This window comes from Pseudomonas azotoformans (assembly GCF_001579805.1).
Taxonomy (GTDB): Bacteria; Pseudomonadota; Gammaproteobacteria; order Pseudomonadales; family Pseudomonadaceae; genus Aquipseudomonas; species Aquipseudomonas azotoformans_A.
The window spans coordinates 482,564-500,099 of sequence record NZ_CP014546.1 but is presented as its reverse complement, the minus strand read 5'-3'; the positions used below and the strand labels follow the sequence as shown (position 1 = coordinate 500,099).

The 17,536-nt window shown below is 57.0% G+C and carries 16 protein-coding genes, 1 other RNA gene and 1 pseudogene; 11 read left to right on the top strand and 7 right to left on the bottom strand.

Annotation, left to right across the window (positions count from 1 at the left end):
* The first annotated feature begins 25 nt into the window (after nucleotides 1–25).
* From AYR47_RS33285 to lhpI, 7 genes and pseudogenes are all read left to right on the top strand, one after another.
* The gene (locus AYR47_RS33285; protein ID WP_082781457.1) at nucleotides 26–331 is read left to right on the top strand and encodes a (2Fe-2S)-binding protein; all 306 of its coding nucleotides are present in this window, start codon (nucleotides 26–28) and stop codon (nucleotides 329–331) included.
* Nucleotides 328–1,863 carry an NAD(P)/FAD-dependent oxidoreductase gene (locus tag AYR47_RS02345; RefSeq protein WP_156487770.1) on the top strand — a complete coding sequence of 512 codons (1,536 nt, stop codon included), beginning with the start codon at nucleotides 328–330 and terminating at the stop codon, nucleotides 1,861–1,863. Before AYR47_RS33285 ends, AYR47_RS02345 begins: the two co-directional genes overlap by 4 nt.
* Complete coding sequence (locus AYR47_RS02340; protein ID WP_061434108.1) at nucleotides 1,856–3,022, top strand: NAD(P)/FAD-dependent oxidoreductase; 1,167 nt, start codon at nucleotides 1,856–1,858, stop codon at nucleotides 3,020–3,022. Before AYR47_RS02345 ends, AYR47_RS02340 begins: the two co-directional genes overlap by 8 nt.
* Complete coding sequence (locus tag AYR47_RS02335; RefSeq protein WP_061434106.1) at nucleotides 3,019–3,732, top strand: ABC transporter permease; 714 nt, start codon at nucleotides 3,019–3,021, stop codon at nucleotides 3,730–3,732. The genes AYR47_RS02340 and AYR47_RS02335 overlap by 4 nt, the downstream gene beginning before the upstream one ends.
* Nucleotides 3,732–4,427 (top strand): ABC transporter permease, encoded by a 696-nt coding sequence (locus AYR47_RS02330; RefSeq protein WP_061434104.1) that lies wholly within the window; start codon nucleotides 3,732–3,734, stop codon nucleotides 4,425–4,427. The genes AYR47_RS02335 and AYR47_RS02330 overlap by 1 nt, the downstream gene beginning before the upstream one ends.
* A gap of 22 nt (nucleotides 4,428–4,449) precedes the next feature.
* Nucleotides 4,450–5,257, top strand: a pseudogene (locus AYR47_RS02325) (ABC transporter ATP-binding protein).
* Between the two features lie 51 nt (nucleotides 5,258–5,308).
* Complete coding sequence (gene lhpI / locus AYR47_RS02320) at nucleotides 5,309–6,223, top strand: bifunctional Delta(1)-pyrroline-2-carboxylate/Delta(1)-piperideine-2-carboxylate reductase (protein ID WP_061434102.1); 915 nt, start codon at nucleotides 5,309–5,311, stop codon at nucleotides 6,221–6,223.
* Between the two features lie 858 nt (nucleotides 6,224–7,081).
* Here lhpI and AYR47_RS02315 read toward each other — a convergent pair.
* From AYR47_RS02315 to AYR47_RS02295, 5 genes are all read right to left on the bottom strand, one after another.
* The gene (locus AYR47_RS02315; protein ID WP_061434100.1) at nucleotides 7,082–8,338 is read right to left on the bottom strand and encodes an integrase domain-containing protein; all 1,257 of its coding nucleotides are present in this window, start codon (nucleotides 8,336–8,338) and stop codon (nucleotides 7,082–7,084) included.
* 186 nt (nucleotides 8,339–8,524) lie between these two features.
* Nucleotides 8,525–8,921, bottom strand: a transfer-messenger RNA (tmRNA) gene (gene ssrA, locus AYR47_RS02310).
* Between the two features lie 104 nt (nucleotides 8,922–9,025).
* Nucleotides 9,026–9,304: a hypothetical protein gene (locus AYR47_RS02305; protein WP_033898249.1), complete on the bottom strand. Its 279-nt coding sequence runs from the start codon at nucleotides 9,302–9,304 to the stop codon at nucleotides 9,026–9,028.
* A 136-nt stretch (nucleotides 9,305–9,440) separates the two neighbouring features.
* A complete protein-coding gene (locus tag AYR47_RS02300; RefSeq protein ID WP_061434098.1) occupies nucleotides 9,441–12,251 on the bottom strand; it encodes an FAD-binding and (Fe-S)-binding domain-containing protein in 2,811 nt (936 codons plus the stop codon).
* Between the two features lie 58 nt (nucleotides 12,252–12,309).
* Nucleotides 12,310–14,004, bottom strand: a complete 1,695-nt coding sequence (locus AYR47_RS02295; protein WP_061434096.1) for a lactate permease LctP family transporter — start codon at nucleotides 14,002–14,004, stop codon at nucleotides 12,310–12,312.
* Nucleotides 14,005–14,254: 250 nt separating this feature from the next.
* On the opposite strand from AYR47_RS02295, the gene AYR47_RS02290 reads away from it, so the two are divergent.
* Entirely contained in the window at nucleotides 14,255–15,022 is a 768-nt protein-coding gene (locus tag AYR47_RS02290) for an FCD domain-containing protein (protein WP_033898251.1), read from the top strand.
* Nucleotides 15,023–15,058: 36 nt separating this feature from the next.
* Here AYR47_RS02290 and smpB read toward each other — a convergent pair whose 3' ends face one another.
* Nucleotides 15,059–15,541, bottom strand: coding sequence for an SsrA-binding protein SmpB (gene smpB / locus AYR47_RS02285; RefSeq protein ID WP_005791513.1), 483 nt, complete (start codon nucleotides 15,539–15,541; stop codon nucleotides 15,059–15,061).
* A gap of 167 nt (nucleotides 15,542–15,708) precedes the next feature.
* Here smpB and AYR47_RS02280 point away from each other — a divergent pair, with 167 nt between their 5' ends.
* Nucleotides 15,709–16,143 (top strand): type II toxin-antitoxin system RatA family toxin, encoded by a 435-nt coding sequence (locus AYR47_RS02280; protein ID WP_005791512.1) that lies wholly within the window; start codon nucleotides 15,709–15,711, stop codon nucleotides 16,141–16,143.
* The gene (locus AYR47_RS02275) at nucleotides 16,136–16,438 is read left to right on the top strand and encodes an RnfH family protein (RefSeq protein ID WP_061434094.1); all 303 of its coding nucleotides are present in this window, start codon (nucleotides 16,136–16,138) and stop codon (nucleotides 16,436–16,438) included. The genes AYR47_RS02280 and AYR47_RS02275 overlap by 8 nt, the downstream gene beginning before the upstream one ends.
* A gap of 66 nt (nucleotides 16,439–16,504) precedes the next feature.
* Here AYR47_RS02275 and AYR47_RS02270 read toward each other — a convergent pair whose 3' ends face one another.
* Complete coding sequence (locus AYR47_RS02270; RefSeq protein ID WP_016976810.1) at nucleotides 16,505–17,032, bottom strand: outer membrane protein assembly factor BamE; 528 nt, start codon at nucleotides 17,030–17,032, stop codon at nucleotides 16,505–16,507.
* Nucleotides 17,033–17,130: 98 nt separating this feature from the next.
* Between AYR47_RS02270 and fur the strand changes: the two genes are divergently transcribed.
* Nucleotides 17,131–17,535, top strand: a complete 405-nt coding sequence (gene fur, locus AYR47_RS02265; protein WP_003194220.1) for a ferric iron uptake transcriptional regulator — start codon at nucleotides 17,131–17,133, stop codon at nucleotides 17,533–17,535.
* Nucleotide 17,536: the final 1 nt, after the last annotated feature.

Here is a 17,536-nt window from a genome sequence, read left to right as displayed (position 1 = left end):
CTAAAACAAATTCAGCAGGTCCTATATGTTCGTTCCTATTGGCACCGATGGGGCCGCTTTAACCATTTACTTTAACGGCACTCCAATTCGTGCTCGTACTGGCGAAACCGTTGCTGCCTGTTTGCTTAGAGCAAAAGTAGATAAGTTTCGTACTACACCAGTTAGCAATTCTCCTCGACTTCCGTATTGCATGATTGGGCACTGTTTTGACTGTTTAATAGAAATAGATGGCGCAGGTAGCCGGCAAGCATGTCTCACGCTTGTAGAGGAAGGAATGCAACTTCGCACCCAATTCGGCGCTGCAAGTGTTTTTGAGGAAGTAGAATCATGAGTACTTCTCTGCCCAGTTCCATTACCGCCAATCAAGGAAGCGGAATGGTTCCGGACGCTGATGTCATCATTATCGGTTCTGGACCAGCGGGCATGTCTTCGGCCATTGATCTCGCCAACGGTGGCCGTCGTGTCATCGTGCTGGATATGCAGCCTACACCAGGTGGACAGATCTTCCGGTCACTTGAGCGGAACATCCACGACCGACCAAGCACTGATAAATTGCTAGACGCGCTAGGGCCGACCTATGTCGCCGGCGCAGAGCTGGTTACTTGTTTTCGTGCCACGTCAGGTATCGACTATCGACCAATGACAACTGTCTGGGACCTACGTCCCGACGGCACCGTAGGCTGGCTCAACGGAACCAATGCAGGTTACTTGCGAGCGCCCCATGTCATTCTCGCAAACGGAGCCATGGAACGACCCGTCCCCTTTCCGGGGTGGACCTTGCCTGGGGTGATGACTGCAGGTGCGGTACAGACTTTGTTGAAGGCGGGAAGGTTGCAGCCATCCGGACGAATCGTACTTATGGGTACTGGTCCTCTTATCTTCCTGCTTGCTGATCAATTGAGGCGACTCGGGATCAAGCCGGTTCTCATTGCCCGCACCGACACTTTCTCCAACAAGCTACAGGCCCTATCGAAGGTTAACCCAGCGACCGTGCCGGCTTTGGTGAAAGGGCTCAGCTGGTTGGCTAAATTGCGACTGGCCGGAATACCAATGCGGACCGGCATCTCAGCATTAAAAGCTGATGGTAACGACAAAGTCCAGAGTGTCAGTTTGGTAATCAACGGGAAGGTCCAGACTTTTGCTTGCGACCTGCTCGTCGTTCACGACGGTGTAGTACCCGCCACCGACCTTGCACACGGGGCGGGATTGGCGCTCGCTTGGAAACCAGAAGATCAGAGCTGGCAACCGAGAACCGAAGGCAACGGAAAGGCCGAAATCGCACCAGGTCCATCGTTGACCGAGGGCCCGTGCCGTATTTACGTGTCGGGTGATGCCCGCCGAATTGGTGGTGCTGACGCAGCAATTGCACATGGACGTCACGTGGCAGGCGCCATTCTACGTGAATTCAACCTTGCGTCGCCTAATGAGGAAGCTGCAACGGCGACGGCAGTGGCAGCGACGCTTGCCCCTCGTCCATTCATTGATACTGCGTTCCCTCCTGGATTGTCGGCTCAACTGCCGAGCGACGACACGATCGTCTGCCGATGTGAGGAAGTCACTGCAGGAACTGTGCGGGCAATGATCAGCGAAGGCGTACACGACATGAACCAACTCCGTGGGGCCTTGCGTTGCGGGATGGGGCCGTGCCAGGGACGCAGCTGCACCATTACCGTAGCGCGACTGGTGGCAGAGGGAAACCTCGGACGTACGCCCACACCATTTCCATTCACGGCGCGGCCGCCATTACGCCCAATCCCATTGGGAGCACTGGCTACGCTCAGTGGAGTTGACCCAGTGCTGACGCAAGTGACCGGGCATGTGGATAAACCTACTGTCGCGTCGGAGGACTGCAACCATGCGTAAGCAGCGAGATGACGTACTCATCATCGGCGGTGGCCTCCAGGGTTGTGCGATCGCGATGTACCTCGCACGGGCAGGCCGGCAGGTGACGATTGTCGAGAAAAACATCGCAGGACGCCACGCCTCAAGCGTCAACGCAGGGGGCTTGCGTCATCTGCTGAGAGACATTCGTGAATATCCATTGTCGATTCGAGCAATGGAGCTGTGGAGTAATTTAGCCGACGTGATCGGTTCATCCGCCGCAAATGCGAGCGAGGTTCGCCTGGGCACTTCCCAGATCGCGATTGCGGTTGATCCCGCCGAGTTGGAGTGGGCACACACTCGCCTAGATGACATGAAGCGCCATGGAATAACCACGGAGGAATTCATTGATAAGGAAGAAATGCGCCGTGTGCTTCCTGGGCTTACCGACACCGTTCTCGGTGGGCTGATCTCTCGTGCTGACGGTCATGCAAACCCTGCGTACGCCGCTCTGGGATTTAGAAATGCTGCTGAGGCGGCCGGAGCGACAATTTTTGAGCGATGCAATTTGAGAGGTGTTTCTCAAGGTAGCGATGGAGCCTGGATCGCGGAGACCTCGGCCGGGCGACTTGAGGCAGATCAGCTCATCAATTGCACGGGAGCATGGGGGGCGTCATTCGCAGCTGGCCTGGATGAACTACTCCCGGTTGAGGCAGTGGCCTACTCAATGATGGTAACGGCCCGTGTGAAGCCTTTCGTAAATCCGGTTGTGCTTGGCATTGATCAACCCCTGTCATTTAAACAGAGCGCTGTCGGTTCTCTAGTGATCGGAGGCGGGATTCTTGGAAAGCCCTGCCTCGACCAGGGCACATCGTTCACCGTCATGGATCGAATGGCCTCAAGCGCAGCTTCAGTGGTGTCAGCTTTTCCCATACTAGCCAATGTGCCAGTCGTACGGACGTGGACCGGGCTTGAAGCAATCACACCGGATGGAATCCCTATCATCGGCCCAAGTGCTAAGCATCGGGGCCTATGGCATGTATTCGGATTTTGCGGCCATGGATTCCAGCTCGCTCCTGCGATAGGAGAGATCGTCGCTCAATCACTCATCAACGATCGCGTTGATCCTGGGCTTCTCGCATTCAGGGCCAACCGTTTCGTCACCCCATCCACCGTCCGAAATGAAGGCACTACACCATGACGATGGGTTCCATAGAGCTACTCGGATTCGGGCCACAAGGATGGGGGCTCCCACTGCTGGCTGCGGCCAGCATCACGCTAATTGCGGCACTTGGCGGTTTCTTTGTTGGCAGCATACTGGGTCTTTGCGGCGCGGCCCTGAAGCTCTCGAAAAACTCCGCCCTGCGTTGGGCTGGCAGCTTCTACACCACTTTCTTTAGGGGAATCCCTGAGATCTTGATCGTGTACTTGTTCTATTTCGGCGGAAGCGTCGTTCTGACCAAGATCATGAACCTGGGCGGTCTGCCCGGCTTCTTCTCCTTGCCTTCCTTGCTAATAGGGATTCTGGCGATTGGTGTTGTTTCGGGCGCCTATCAAACAGAGGCTTACCGGTCGGCATTCATGCGACTTGATCGCGGCCAATTGGAGGCTGGTTCTTCTTGTGGCATGCCCCGATTACTGCTCCTACGTCGGGTTATCGCTCCCCAAACCCTACGGTTCGCTCTTCCTGCACTCGGCAATATCTGGCAGTCCGTTCTTAAAGAGACAGCTTTGCTTTCGGTGATTGGCTTGACTGAATTGTTGCGTCAAGCGGGCACAGCTGCCGGATCGACTCGCGAGCCACTGCTCTTTTACGGCGTAGCTGCCCTGATGTTTTTTGTAATCGGTCGCGTAACGGGACTGTTCGTCACCAGGATGGAAAAACGCCTCGCTAAACCTTGGAGCCGATAATGATCGACTGGTCGTTTTTACTCGAAATAACGCAAAAGCTGATTGCCGGACTACCTCTGACAATCCAACTGGCGGCTGTCTCGCTGGCAATTGGTTTCGTATTGGCTGTGATCGTGGCAGGAGCAGCCGCAAGCCGCTTTTCGGTCATTCGCTGGTTAGCGAAAACCCACGTAGAGCTTTTTCGGGGTACACCGCTTCTGGTCCAAATATTTCTCATCTACTACGGCTTGGGACAGATCCCTGAACTCAGACATTCCGTTCTGTGGCCGTTTCTCCGCGAGCCTTACTGGTGCGCGATTCTGGCGTTAGCTCTAAACACCTCGGCCTATACCGCTGAAATCATCCGGGGTGCCGTGCAAGGCGTGCCTACGGGAGAAGTGGAAGCTGCTCGGGCGTGTGGTATGTCAGGTCTCTTGTTGCGCCGGCGCGTCATCTGGCCCATCGCCCTTCGCCAGGGGCTTCCTGTGTATGGCAGTGAAATCATTTTGATGATCAAAGGTACCTCGCTGGCCAGCATCATCACGCTAACTGAGGTGACAGGCATCTCCTACAAACTGATCTCCTCCACTTATCGCGTGTTCGAGATCTTCATCGTAACGGGTGCCGTGTACCTGCTACTGACCTCGTTGACTGGATTGGCAATATCGTTGCTAGAGCGCCGGCTCAATGCACATCACGCCCATCGTCGTAGCTGAAATCATTGATCGGGAGAACTCTATGAATGCTGCATTGCGCTCGACCTCCGGGAATGGCATCGCCAAACCAGCCATCTCGGTCGAAAACCTACACAAATGCTACGGCGAATTCGAGGTGCTCAAAGGAATCAACTTCGCCGCCCAGGAAGGCGAAGTCATTTCGATTCTTGGCGCATCAGGATCTGGCAAGTCCACGTTCCTGCGTTGCCTGAATCTGCTCGAAATGCCTACATCCGGACAGCTGCAGCTGCTCGGCGAGCAAGTGAAACTCAAGCCTGGTGAGACGAATCTGCGTATTGGTGACCGTAAGCAGGTGGATCGCCTCCGCACTGAGGTCGCCATGGTTTTCCAAAACTTCTGTCTCTGGAGCCATATGACGATTCTCGAAAACCTCATGGAGGCTCCTGTCCATGTACAGCGCCGACCACGCGCAGAGGTTCGAGACGAAGCAATCGCAGTACTGAAGCGAGTCGGCCCTGGAAGAACGAGCGAATTACTACCCTGCTCAATTGTCCGGGGGCCAACAACAGCGCGCGGCTATCGCTCGTGCCCTGGTGATGAGACCTAGGGTCTTGTTGTTCGACGAGCCCACTTCCGCGCTGGATCCTGAGTTGGTCGGTGAAGTTCTCAAGGTGATGCGAGACCTGGCAGCAGAAGGACGCACGATGCTCATCGTGACGCACGAAATGGCCTTTGCCCGCGACGTCTCTAGCAGAATTCTATTTCTCGAAAACGGTCGCGTTAGCGCCGATGAACCCCCTGCCAAGCTTTTTGGCGGTGGTGTTAACGAACGGTTTGACCAATTCATCTCGCGCTTCAACGAAGGTTAAGCACCAGTTGTAATCGCTCAACGCACTAGGTCCACTCACTAGGAGACATCAATGACATCTTCGCCAATGGTTATTTGCAACCGTGAACAAACAGCAGAGCTGCTGGACTTCCCGGCCCTCATCAATGCGCTGAGCATTGCGGCGCTGGAATATGCAGAACAGAAAATTATCAGCCCAGAGCGGATGGTTGTTCCTACAGTTGGCGAAGGGCTCATGCTAAGCATGCCCGCGACGTCTGCCGACATTGCTATCCACAAGCTTGTCAACGTGCAGACTGCCAACTTTGCCAAGGGCATTCCGACCATCCACGGCCAAGTGTCGGTCTACGATGCAGAAACAGGCATACCGATTTGCCTGCTAGACGGGCCAGAGGTTACCGGCCGCCGCACAGCCGCGCTCAGCATGTTGGCAATAAAAACCCTACTACCTACTGCGCCAGAGGAAATTCTGATTGTAGGCACTGGCATTCAGGCCGCTTATCACGTAAAGGCAATCAACGCGGTCCATCCACACGCGAGGGTATGGGTTCGTGGCCTGAACTTTGCTGATGCCGCGTCTTTCTGTGAAACCAATCAGGCTATCCATGCAGAGCTATACCCAACCACCATTTTGCCCGAAGACGCTTCCGTAGTAATTACTCTCACCACCAGTAAGAAGCCGGTTTACAACGAAAAAGGCCGCGCAGGCAGACTTATTATTGGTGTGGGAGCCTTCACCCCGGAGATGGCCGAAATCGGTGGCGAAACCCTCAGTTCCAGCCATATCTACGTCGATGACCCTGCGGGAGTTCGCCATGAAGCAGGAGATCTAATCCAAGCCAAAATCGATTGGAGCAAAATCAGATCGATTGCACAGGCTTTGCAGTCAAAGCCAGACCTAACCGGTCCGATCGTCTTCAAAAGTGTGGGATCGGGAGCATGGGATTTGGCAGCATGCAGAGTCGCCCGTTCAAAACTTAATCTGTAAGTTTATTCCAAGAGCAAGCCATCCTACGCAGCGATTATACCTATGACTGCAGCCGTCATCTCGCGCTCATAGAGCAAAAGGTCGCGGCTAAAAGGTTCAACATCCAATGGTGTCGGACTCGCGCGGTCCAAGAAAGAGTGGAAAACTTGAAGTCCTGCTCGCTGACAGGCTTCCACAGGATAAATTCGCCATGAATCTGCCGACCATACCTCAAGAATACTTCGCGTTAGCCGTTCGGCTGCAGCTGGTAGCCTAATCTCCACCCGTCTTGTCGCTGCGGCTGGTGCTAAACCAAACAGCCCCTCGCCGCAGTGAATCTGCTTAATGCGCCTGTAGTCTCATACAGAGAGATCAGGTTACCCATGCCATAACCTTCTCCTTGAATGTAAGCCATAACGAAAAATGCTCCGTATCTTTCAATACGGAGCATGTTCTTTGAGCGCTGCGCAGATTGCTAGGTTTTCACAGTCTGTTGGGTCGCTTTTTTTGTATCCGGAGAGTTGTCCTCGTTGTGTTCACTTTACAGAGGGAATAACTACCGGTGATACAGCGGCAACCTCTTCACTTGCTCGTTCTATCAAGGTTGAGTGGATCCCTGAAAGGGTGCGACAGACTACGCATTGCTGGACTGTCGCGTGGCGACAAGCTAACGATATCCTACGATACCGGAAGGTCCTCGATGTTTGGCCTCGTACTGGAGCTTCGCAGTTACTCAACCAGCGATGAGCCTTCCCATGATAAGGGCTTGGCGGGAGTGCCGCGCGCATGGGAAAGATTTGGTGACAGGTGCCACTTCTGTCGCGATACAGCACACCATGGATTACGCGGGTTGTCCCGCTGTCGCCAACCTATCCACGCTTAGCGTATTGGGAAGACGTTTCGTTCCTTGGTTTGGTTGATCGCAGACGCCGACAGACTGCCGATCGCCGCTTTCTGGATGTACTTGCTCCACCACGCCATCATCGGGCGCCGGCGGTCGATGTAATCCGCTCGGTTGTAAGCGCTCCGAACTTCGTCCTTATCGACATGCGCTAATGCGACCTCAACCAACTCCGGGTCCCAACCATGCTCATTCAGGATGGTGCTCGCCATCGAGCGCAAGCCGTGGCTGACGAGACGGTCCTGAAAACCCATGCGTTTCAACGCCATGTTGGCGGTCTGGCTATTGGCGTGGGTGCGCGGGTTCCTGTCTGAAGGAAATACGTATTCCCTGTTCCCGCTGTGGTGCTTGAGTGTCTCCAGCAACGAGAGTGCCTGGTCGGTTAGCGGGATTGCGTGCGGTCGACGCTTTTTCATGCGCTCTGGGGGAATGGTCCAAATGCGCTTGTCGAAGTCGATGTCTGCCCATCGGGTGGTCGCCGCCTCGCCAGGGCGAGTCATCGTGTGCAGTTGCCATTCGATCAGGCAGCGAGTCGTGCGCTTGATGCTAGCGTTCGCGATTTCCATCATAAGCTCGGGCAGCTCCTCAGGTGGTAGCGCGGCCATGTTCTCTTTCTTGGGCTTCTTGAACACTGCCCGAATTCCATTGAGGGGGTTTGCGAATATCAGCCCGGAGTTGACCCCGTAGGTCATGATCTCGTTGAGCCGTTGGCTCAATCGCTTCACCGTTTCGAGACTGCCTTTGGCCTCAATTGGACGGAGGATCTTGATAACCATCGGAGCAGTGATTTGCGAAAGCGGCGTCGTTTTCATGCTCGGGAAGATATGAAGAGTTAGCGAACGCCAGATGTCTTCGGCGTAGGCCTTGGTTACGGAGTCTTTCTTCAGCTCGAACCAGGCCGTGGCCACCTTCTCGAAAGTGTGTTCACTCTCAGCAAGTTTGGCTTGCCTCACCTCATCACGCTGGGTTTTGGGATCAATGCCCAAAGCGAGCAACTCACGCGCCTCTGCGGCTTTCTTTCGGGCGTTGGCTAGCGAGAGGTCGGGGTATGGACCAAGCGCCATGTTGATACGGCTTCTGATCAACGGCTCGCGGTAATTGAAATTCCACATCATCGAGCCGCTGGCGCGTACTCGAAGCTGCAAGCCATCGCCGTCGCTGAGGACGAAGTCTTTACCAGTTGCCTTGACTGCCTTGAGCTGGCGATCGGAGAGGCGGGTTGCGTTAGTAGGCATGGGGGCTACCTCCAGCACCGTTTTGGTATCCTGAAAATAGCATTTGTTAGTCCGGGATACCACCTGGGATACCAAAGCGCCTGGAACTCAGAAATCCTCCAAAGCCCCAAGAAACGCTGAAGCCCCTGTATTTACTGGATTCCAGGCACAAAAAAAGACGTCCGTGGACGTCTTTAGATGATGAAGTGGTGGAGCCGGGGGGATTTGAACCCCCGTCCGCCAGTACTCCGCTGTCGGTACTACATGCGTAGCCGTTTCTATTAAGTTAACCCTCAGCGACCCGAAGGGCAGGGTGCTTTGGGCGAGTTGTGTAAGTTTTAGCCGCTTCGTCCACAACGTACTGCACGGCGATTCTGTTCTATATGACAATCACTTTGGGTTTACAGACATCCCCTGGTGATTGCTGGACCCGAAGGTACCAGAAGCTCAGGGCTAAGGCTGCTTACGCAGCGAGAGCGAATTCCTGGCCGTAGTTTTCGTCATTGGCAACTATAAGAAGTTGCAACAGTGGATTTACGAGTTCTGTTACCAACTCGGCATGCACCTAAAGTTTCGCAACCGGCGTCGAATCCTAAACGGCCCCGTGCTTGTAACTCGTTGTTTCATAGTGAGTGACAAGCCTTTGCAGTGTACGCCAAACCGTCACGGAAGGCCAACCCGAAGGTTGGCCTTCCGTGACTGATCGGGCTACTGGCCGCCTTTTTCGCTGTTTTGCAGGTCTTGCAGTGCCTTTGAGGTGATCTCGATGCACTTCTTGTCATCCCCAGCGGCGTGGGCAGCCTTGGCCGAGGACACGGCAGTGTCTATCTCGCCGCTTTTGCCGCTGGTGTCAGTGGCGAGCAGCGCTTTACCGTTGTTGATTTTGTCCAGATTGATCTGGCACAGGTCTTTATCGCCCGCCGCAAAAGCAGGGGAGGCCAGCATCGCAGCGGTAATGAACAAGCCAGCAAGAGCGGAACGCTTCATAGGGTATCTCCTTGCGCAAAAGGGCTCGACGCTGCTGGCGTTCAACGGCTGCCAGCGACATCACTGATGAGCCTCGTTTGTCGAGGCCTATGCAGATGACTACGCCGGCGCGCAGGGGTTCTGTTTTTTTGCAGGATTAATGAGCGCGGGCTTGGGTGACGCGGTCAACCAGGTAGACCAACCCGTGATAATCAATACCGCCGTGCTGGCTCAGGCCGATCTCGCAAGTGCGGCTGGTGGAGATGCCTTCGCTGCAATATTGCACCGCGTCCTTGAGGGTGCGCAGTGAGTGGGCGTTGAGTTCCGGCGTGGTGAAGCCCTTGTCACCGGCAAACCCGCAGCAATGAATGCCTTCCGGGATGACCACGATGTTGGAGCAACGTCGGGCCAGGTCGATCAGGGCCTGGCTCTCGCCCAGGTGTTGGGTGCTGCAGGTGACGTGTACGGCGATGGGTGCTTCCTGGGGCGTGAAGTCGAGGCGGTCCATCAGGTGGGTGCGGATAAACCGCACGGGGTCGTAAAGGTCCAGGCGCGTTTCGCCCAGGTCCTGCACCAGGCGCAGGGTGCAGGGGCTGGTGTCGCAGTAGATCGGGTCGAGCCCGCCACGGCTGGCGTGCAGCAGGGCGCCTATCAGCTCCTGACGCTTGTGTTCGGCCTGTTCGGCGTAGCCTTTGGAGGCGAAAGGCTGGCCGCAGCACAGGCTGTCCTGATTGTCGGGGAACACGACTTGGTAACCGGCTTTTTCCAGTAGGCCACGGGTTTTGTCGTACAGCGACATTTGTTCTTTATCCCCCGCTGACGGGCCCATGGCACGTGAAACACAGGCGGCCAGGTAGACCACCCGTGGCCGTTCGTCCGTCAGTGCCGGGCTGAAACGGATGGCTTTTTCCGGCTGCGGCATGGCGTTGCTCCACTGCGGGATTTGCCCCTTGGACAGCTGGGTCACGCGGGCCGATAGCTTCGCCAGACGCGGTGCGCCGAGCAGCATCCGAGCGCCATTGGCCACATGCAGGGTAAAGCGCGCGCCTTGCAGGGCGGTGGAGAAGTGGGTGGCGAGCCACTCGGCGGTTTTCGTACGGTCGGCGTCACGGCTGCGCAGTTTTTTCACCAGATCGCCGGTATTGATTCCCACAGGGCAGCGCTGGGCGCAAAGGCCGGTCGCCGCGCAGGTGTCGATGCCCTGGTAGTGATACGCAGCTTCCAACTCAGTGGTGTCGACACCGGCGCGTTTCTTCGCCTGGATGTCGCGCCAGATCACGATGCGTTGGCGCGGGCTCAAGGTCAGGCCTTTCGACGGGCACACCGGTTCGCAGAAGCCGCATTCAATGCACTTATCCACAAGCTCATCAGCGGCGGGTAGCGGCTTGAGGTGCTTGAGGTGGATTTGCGGGTCTTCGCTGAGCACCACGTCCGGGTTGAGGATGCCGTTGGGGTCGAGCAGGCGCTTGAGTTGCCACATCAATTGATAGGCGTCGCTGCCCCATTCCAGTTCCACGAACGGCGCCATATTGCGCCCGGTGCCGTGTTCAGCTTTAAGCGAGCCTCCAAACTCGACGGCCACCAGTTGCGCCACGTCGTCCATGAACGCTTGGTAGCGTGTGACTTCTTCCGCGCTGTTGAAGCCTTGGGTGAATACGAAGTGCAGATTACCTTCCAGCGCGTGTCCGAAAAGGATTGCTTCGTCGTAGTGATGTTTGTCGAACAGTGCGATCAAGCGATTGACGCCGATTGCCAGTTGCTCAACCGGGAAGGTCACGTCTTCGATGATCACGGTGGTGCCGGTTTTGCGCACGGCGCCAACGGCAGGGAAGGTGTCTTTGCGGATTGCCCACAGTCGGGCGTTCTCGGTGGGGTCTTCGGTGAAGTCGACCTGTTGTTCTGCCGGGAATGGAGCCAGGGAGGCCATGATCAGCGCCAGTTGCTCATGCAACAAAGTCGACGATGCTGCGCGGGACTCGATTAACAGGGCGCAGGCATTTTCCGATAGTTGCTGTACGAAAGCCGGCATGCCTGGCTTGTTTTGTACCGAGCGCATGCTGCGTCGGTCCAGCAGCTCGACGGCCGAGACTGGCTGGGTTTTGAGCACGGTGACCGCGTTGCAGCAGGTCTCGACATCTGGAAACACAATCAACGCCGAGGCTTTACTCGGGTGGTCTATGACGGTGTCGTAGGTGACCGCGCTGATAAACCCAAGGGTGCCCTCGGAGCCCACCAGCAGATGGCTGAGGATATCCAACGGCTCATCGAAATCCACCAGGGCATTGAGCGACAGCCCGGTGGTGTTTTTCAGACGGTACTTGTGGCGAATCCTGGCTGCTAATTCGGCATTGGCCCGCGTCTCGCGACCCAATGTCGCCAGGCGCTCAAGCAGCGCGCCGTGTTGTTCACGAAATGCCTTAACGCTGGTGGCGTCTTCGGTATCCAAGCGGCTGCCGTCAGCCAGTACCAGGCGTATGCCGGCCAGGGTGTGGTAGGTGTTCTGCGCGGTGCCGCAGCACATGCCGCTGGCATTGTTGGCGACGATACCGCCGATCTTGCAGGCGTTGATCGACGCCGGGTCCGGCCCGATCTTACGCCCGAACGGCGCCAGCCACGCATTGGCCTGGGCACCGATCACTCCCGGTTGCAGACGGATTTGCGTGCCTTGCCCACGAATCTCGCGGCCATTCCAATTGTCGCCCAGCACGATCAGCACCGAGTCGCTGATGGCTTGCCCGGACAGGCTGGTGCCAGCGGCGCGGAAGGTTACCGGTACGTGGTCGCGCTGAGCTAATTGCAGCAAGGCAACGACTTCGTCTTCCGACTCCACGCGGATCACCAGTTGTGGGATCAGTCGGTAAAAGCTGGCGTCGGTGCCGAAAGCGAGGGTGGAAAGGGGGTCGTCGAAACGTCGATCTTTCGGGATCAGTTGTGCGACGTCGCTCAGGAAAGCAGCAGGCAGGCTCATCGGTCCTCCAGAAATAGCTGACGCCGGAATCGTATCCGGCGGCATTACGTGCAGGTCGTTAGTGCACCAGCATACCGGTGAACCAGTAGGCCTGGGCCAAGGTGATCAACCCGACGATAGTGGCAAAGAACAAGCTGTGCTTGAGGGTAAAGCGGAACAGGTCGGACTCCTTGCCCACCAGGCCGGTAGCGGCGCACGCCACGGCGATGGATTGAGGCGAGATCATCTTGCCGGTGACGCCGCCGCTGGTGTTGGCAGCGACCAGCAGAGTGTCATTGACGCCGATCTGGTGCGCGGTGGTGGCCTGCAACGAGCTGAACAGGGCGTTGGACGAAGTGTCGGAGCCCGTCAGGAAAACCCCCAGCCATCCCAGGAACGGCGAGAAGAACGGGAAGGCTGCGCCAGTGCCAGCCAATACCAATGCCATGGTCGAAGACATGCCGGAGTAGTTGGTGACGAAGGCGAAGGCAAGCACCATCCCGATCGACAGGATCGGCCAGCGCAGTTCGTAGAAGGTCTCTTTTAAAGTGGTAAGACCAGTCTTGATGTCGATTTTCAGTACCAGCATCGAGACCAGCGCAGAGAAGAAAATCGCAGTGCCGGTCGCCGAAATCGGGTCGAGTTTGAACACGGCCGGGATCGCGGTGGGGTTGGTCACGATTGGCGCGACCTTGATCACCAGTTGATCCAGGTGCGGGATTGCGAAGTTGAACACCCAGCTGTACATCGAGCCGCCGGCGGCGAACATCGCCTTGAACGGCTTGAGGGTCCAGATAGTGACCAGTACGGTGAGAATCAGGAACGGTGACCAAGCCTTGAAAATCTGCCCGAGGCTGTAGGGCGAGACGATGGTGTTGCGTGGCAGGCCGAAACCGCCGGCGCTGGCAGTGACTGCGGCGCTGGAAGTAGCGCCAGCGATTTGTGCGCCTGCAGTGCGTTTGGGCTGCCAGATTTTCAGGAACAGCGTCAGGGCAATCAGGCTGGCCAGGGCCGAGGTGATGTCCGGCAGTTCCGGGCCGATGAAGTTGGAAGTGAAGTACTGGGTGATGGCAAAGCTCAAGCCTGCGACCAGCGCAGCCGGCCAGGTTTCACGCACGCCGCGCACGCCGTCCATCATGAACACCAGCCAGAACGGCACGAACAGCGACAGCAGCGGCAGTTGGCGACCGGTCATGGCGCCGATCTTGAACGCGTCGATACCGGTCACCTGGCCCGCAACGATAATCGGGATGCCCAGCGCACCAAAGGCTACTGGAGCGGTGTTGGCAATCAAGCACAGGCCGGCGGCGTACAGCGGGTTGAAGCCCAGGCCGACCAGCAGTGCCGCGGTGATCGCTACGGGCGCACCGAAACCGGCCGCACCCTCGAGGAAGGCGCCGAAGCAGAAGCCGATCAGCAGCACTTGCAGACGTTGGTCGTCAGTGATCGACAGGACCGAGCTGCGGATGATCTCGAACTGGCCGCTTTTGACCGTGAGTTTGTAGAGGAACACCGCCGCGACGATGATCCACGCGATAGGCCACAGGCCGTAGGCAAAACCGTAACCGGCGGCGGCCAGTGCCATGTCCACGGGCATCTGGAAGGCGAAGATCGCCACCAATATCGACAGCGCCAAGGTGATGCTGCCAGCCACATGGCCTTTGAGGCGAAACACGGCCAGGGCAAGGAAGAAGAATACGATCGGAATAACGGCCGCCAATGCGGACAGGCCGAGGCTGCCGAGTGGGCTGTAGAGCTGTTGCCAGGTTTGCATAGTGGGGTAGCCCCTGATTGTTGTTGTTTGGTCAGCTTGGATAATTGGTAATACCAATTTACAATCGCTGTGGGCTAGAGTAAAAGCCTTGGCAGGGGTGTGTCAATTTGCCGCCCGCGAAACTTTGGTCGTAAGTGGGTGGGCAGGGTGTGCTGATCGGGCGAAACGAGGGCGTTCTGATAGGTGCTGCAAGCGCTGCGATAGGCGAGAATAGAGGCCCGGCGCGTGGTCGGATGGTGGAGAATAAGTGATGGGGTTTGATCAGGTGCGTCAGCGCCGTTTGTCCGATGACATCGTCGAGCAGCTTGAGGGCATGATCCTTGAGGGCACGCTGAAGTCGGGCGAGCGCTTGCCGGCCGAACGCGCGTTGGCTGAGCAATTCGGGGTGTCGCGCCCTTCTTTGCGGGAGGCGATCCAGAAGCTGTCAGCCAAAGGTTTGCTCGTCAGCCGCCAGGGCGGTGGTAACTACGTGGCTGAATCCTTGGGTTCCACGTTCAGTGATCCGCTGTTGCACCTGTTGGAGAACAACCCCGAGGCTCAGCGTGATCTGCTGGAGTTTCGACAAACCCTTGAGGCCTCTTGCGCCTACTACGCTGCGTTGCGCGCGACGGAGGTTGATCGCGAGCGACTTACGGCGGCCTTCGAAGCACTACAGGATTGCTACACCCGGTCCGATGAGGTGAGTCGGGCCGAGGAGGGCGCAGCGGATGCGCGGTTTCACTTGGCGATTGCCGAGGCCAGCCATAACGCCGTGTTGCTGCACACCATTCGCGGTTTGTTCGACCTGCTCAAGCGCAACGTGGTGACCAACATCGGTGGCATGTACCAGCAGCGTACGGAAACCCGCGACATGCTGATCAGCCAGCACCGGGATCTGTACCTGGCGATTATCGAGGGGCGGGCCGAGCAGGCACGGGAAATCTCAACACGTCATCTGCTGTATGTGCAGGAAGTGTTGGAAGAAGTGCGTCAGGAAGTTCAGCGCGTGGCGCGTGCGGAGCGGCGCAAGGGGATGTAGCCAAGGGGGGCTCCCAAGGCTACATCACAGCAAGGATCAGTCTTCCTTGCCCTTATTGCGCACGGCGCGATGCAGTTCTCGATTGGAGTCGCGCTCACGCTCGGTATCGCGTTTGTCGTATTCCTTCTTGCCCTTGCCCAAGGCGATCTCGCACTTGACCAGGTGCTTGCTCCAGTACCAGGACAGGCAGACGCAGGCATAGCCCTTCTGCTGTACGGCGGCAGCGAGCTTTTCCAGTTCGCGGGCATTGAGCAGCAGCTTGCGCGTGCGCACCGGATCGGCAATCACGTGGGTGCTCGCAGTGGTCAGCGGGGTAATATGACTGCCGAGCAGCCATGCCTCGCCATCCTTGAGCAGCACATAACTGTCGACCAGTTGCAGCTTGCTCGCACGCAGACTCTTTACTTCCCAGCCGGCCAGGACCAGACCAGCCTCGAACCGATGTTCGATGAAGTAATCGTGTCGCGCCTTTTTATTTTGCGCGATGGTCCCTGTAGGGTGTTTCTTTTGTTTAGCCATAGGGGCGGCATTATAGGGAGTTGCGAGGCTGTCGGCTACGGTCAACCTGCGTGCTTGAGCGTGTTGGACGAATCCCGGACAATGCGGGCAGTTCTCTGGTTTTTTTCTTTCGCGGATCGGGCTCTTCTTCCGCGATGTTTTGCCTCAGCAGTGGAAATAACGCACACATGACGACGCATATTCAACGTTCGGCGCTGCTGCCCTATCCGGCACAGGCGCTCTATGACCTGGTCAACGACGTGGCGCGTTACCCGGAATTCCTGCCGTGGTGCTCAACGGCCGAGGTGCTGGAAAGCAGTGATGAGCACATGGTCGCCAGTGTCGGGGTAGCCAAGGGCGGCCTGAGCCAGCATTTTGTGACGCGCAATGTGCTGGTGCCTGGGAAATCCATTGAAATGAATTTGCAGGAGGGGCCGTTTACCCAGCTGCATGGTGTATGGGTATTCAAGGCGCTGACGGACAAAGCCTGCAAGATCAGCCTGGATCTTTCCTTTGATTATGCCGGGCCTATCGTGCGCGCGACGTTGGGGCCTTTGTTCAATCAGGCGGCCAATACGCTGGTGGATGCATTCTGCCAGCGAGCCAAGCAACTGCATGGTTGAGATTGAAGTGGTGTACGCCGCCGTGGATCGCCAGATGCTGCTGGCGGTAACGGTGCCGGCTGGCACCAGTCTGCGTTCTGCGGTGCAAGTGTCAGGCATTGCAGCGCAATTCCCCGAGTTGAATCTGGCTGACTGCGTTTTGGGTATATTCGGCAATGTGGTCGCGGACGTTGAAGTGCGTTGTGTGCAGGCGGGTGATCGCATTGAGATTTACCGTCCCTTGCTGGCAGACCCTAAAGAAATACGCAGGTTGCGCGCAGCCAAGGCGGCGCTGGCCAAGCAACAGAATTCATAGGTAGGCCACCAACTGGCAGGCAACAAAAAGCCCGGCGTGCCGGGCTTCTTGTTGAGCGCCGCACACTTACTGCGGGCTGGTGTCCAGAGGTTGTGGCGTTGGGACGGGAACCGTTTCCACGCCATCGACGTCTTTCTGGATCTTGTCGAGCAGAGAGCCTGGCTTGGCCGGCACTTCGGATTTCGGCTTCTCGCCTTCCTGCGCAGGCGCAGTGACGTTGGTGCCGTTGTCCTTGCCGAGCAAGGCTTCATCACGGCTCACGCCGGGCATGAAGTCACCGGACAGGCTGACAAGCTGGTCATTGCCATTGAAAATGACACTGACGCGCTCCTGTTGGCGTTCACCGCCACCAGGTTGGAGGCTGTAGAGATAATCCCAGCGATCGGCATGGAAAGTGTCGGTCAGCAGGGGGTTACCCATGATAAACCGTACTTGCCGTCGGGTCATTCCGGGGCGTAACTGGTCTATCATGTCCTGCGTGACGACATTGCCCTGCTGGATGTCGATTTTGTAAACCCCGGGGAATGAACAACCGGCGAGTGCGAGCAGTCCCACAAAGGTGAAACTGGTTAGCAAGAGCTTGGTGTTTTGCATCGGTGGGCGACTTCCACTATCTTGGCTGGGACAACGTAAACGCCGATCATACCCGTATTAAGAGAAGCTGCGAAGCAGCATCCGCGAGAAAGCTAACCATGGTTGAAAATAGCGAACTACGCAAAGCCGGTCTCAAAGTGACTCTGCCACGAGTCAAGATTCTACAAATGCTCGATTCTGCTGAGCAGCGTCACATGAGTGCCGAGGATGTCTATAAGGCGCTGATGGAGTCTAACGAGGACGTCGGCCTGGCCACGGTTTACCGTGTACTGACCCAGTTTGAAGCCGCAGGGCTGGTGGTTCGTCATAATTTCGACGGCGGTCATGCAGTATTTGAACTGGCTGACGGTGGTCATCACGATCACATGGTGGACCTGGATACCAATGAGGTTATCGAGTTCACCAGCCCGGAAATCGAAGCGCTGCAGCACAAGATTGCTGAGGAACATGGCTTCGATCTGGTTGACCATAATCTGGTCCTGTACATCCGTAAGAAAAAGTAAC

What these genes read in the sequence shown, in the direction of transcription:
- AYR47_RS02295 (WP_061434096.1), bottom strand. Translation starts at nt 14,004, where the DNA reads ATGCAAACCTGGCAACAGCTCTACAGCCCACTCGGCAGCCTCGGCCTG.
- AYR47_RS02340 (WP_061434108.1), top strand. Translation starts at nt 1,856, where the DNA reads ATGCGTAAGCAGCGAGATGACGTACTCATCATCGGCGGTGGCCTCCAG.
- AYR47_RS02270 (WP_016976810.1), bottom strand. Translation starts at nt 17,032, where the DNA reads ATGCAAAACACCAAGCTCTTGCTAACCAGTTTCACCTTTGTGGGACTG.
- AYR47_RS33285 (WP_082781457.1), top strand. Translation starts at nt 26, where the DNA reads ATGTTCGTTCCTATTGGCACCGATGGGGCCGCTTTAACCATTTACTTT.
- fur (WP_003194220.1), top strand. Translation starts at nt 17,131, where the DNA reads ATGGTTGAAAATAGCGAACTACGCAAAGCCGGTCTCAAAGTGACTCTG.
- lhpI (WP_061434102.1), top strand. Translation starts at nt 5,309, where the DNA reads ATGACATCTTCGCCAATGGTTATTTGCAACCGTGAACAAACAGCAGAG.
- smpB (WP_005791513.1), bottom strand. Translation starts at nt 15,541, where the DNA reads ATGGCTAAACAAAAGAAACACCCTACAGGGACCATCGCGCAAAATAAA.
- AYR47_RS02345 (WP_156487770.1), top strand. Translation starts at nt 328, where the DNA reads ATGAGTACTTCTCTGCCCAGTTCCATTACCGCCAATCAAGGAAGCGGA.
- AYR47_RS02290 (WP_033898251.1), top strand. Translation starts at nt 14,255, where the DNA reads ATGGGGTTTGATCAGGTGCGTCAGCGCCGTTTGTCCGATGACATCGTC.
- AYR47_RS02280 (WP_005791512.1), top strand. Translation starts at nt 15,709, where the DNA reads ATGACGACGCATATTCAACGTTCGGCGCTGCTGCCCTATCCGGCACAG.
- AYR47_RS02335 (WP_061434106.1), top strand. Translation starts at nt 3,019, where the DNA reads ATGACGATGGGTTCCATAGAGCTACTCGGATTCGGGCCACAAGGATGG.
- AYR47_RS02275 (WP_061434094.1), top strand. Translation starts at nt 16,136, where the DNA reads ATGGTTGAGATTGAAGTGGTGTACGCCGCCGTGGATCGCCAGATGCTG.
- AYR47_RS02305 (WP_033898249.1), bottom strand. Translation starts at nt 9,304, where the DNA reads ATGAAGCGTTCCGCTCTTGCTGGCTTGTTCATTACCGCTGCGATGCTG.
- AYR47_RS02300 (WP_061434098.1), bottom strand. Translation starts at nt 12,251, where the DNA reads ATGAGCCTGCCTGCTGCTTTCCTGAGCGACGTCGCACAACTGATCCCG.
- AYR47_RS02315 (WP_061434100.1), bottom strand. Translation starts at nt 8,338, where the DNA reads ATGCCTACTAACGCAACCCGCCTCTCCGATCGCCAGCTCAAGGCAGTC.
- AYR47_RS02330 (WP_061434104.1), top strand. Translation starts at nt 3,732, where the DNA reads ATGATCGACTGGTCGTTTTTACTCGAAATAACGCAAAAGCTGATTGCC.